General features: G+C 50.2%; 2 tRNA genes and 1 rRNA gene. All 3 read left to right on the forward strand.

What is annotated here, in order from left to right:
* Positions 1–84, forward strand: a 16S ribosomal RNA gene (locus tag F3J14_RS35285); the annotation flags it as partial.
* Positions 85–146: 62 nt separating this feature from the next.
* A tRNA-Ile gene (locus F3J14_RS35290) sits at positions 147–223 on the forward strand.
* Positions 224–266: 43 nt separating this feature from the next.
* A tRNA-Ala gene (locus tag F3J14_RS35295) sits at positions 267–342 on the forward strand.
* Positions 343–628: the final 286 nt, after the last annotated feature.

A 628-nucleotide genomic window follows, 5' to 3' on the forward strand; every position in this document is an offset into this window, starting at 1 on the left:
ACGGTCACCACGGTAGGATTCATGACTGGGGTGAAGTCGTAACAAGGTAGCCGTATCGGAAGGTGCGGCTGGATCACCTCCTTTCCAGAGCTTCTCGCAAAGTTGAGCGCTCACGCTTATCGGCTGTAAATTAAAGACAGACTCAGGGGTCTGTAGCTCAGTCGGTTAGAGCACCGTCTTGATAAGGCGGGGGTCGTTGGTTCGAATCCAACCAGACCCACCAATGTCTTGTCTGGCGGTAGGTACCTGAGGAAATCTGTACACATGGGGGCATAGCTCAGCTGGGAGAGCACCTGCTTTGCAAGCAGGGGGTCGTCGGTTCGATCCCGTCTGCCTCCACCAATCTTCAATGACAAGCGTTCGACGTAGTCGAATCTTTGTCATTGGCGATTGAGCCAGTCAGAGTGATATGAGTAACACCATATCGGCTGTCGTTCTTTAACAATCTGGAAGAAGTAAGTAATTTGGATAGCGGAAGCGTCTTGAGATGGACGTGGAAACTATCCGGGTTGTGATTGTATCGATGTATCTCAAGATGATTCGAACTCTATGTTTGACTCAATTGGAATACGGCACAACGCGAGAACTCAACCTGTAGCGACTGTCGCAAGACAGACTCGTTATAGGG

Source organism: Burkholderia sp. Tr-862, from assembly GCF_011753085.1.
Lineage (GTDB): Bacteria > Pseudomonadota > Gammaproteobacteria > Burkholderiales > Burkholderiaceae > Burkholderia > Burkholderia ambifaria.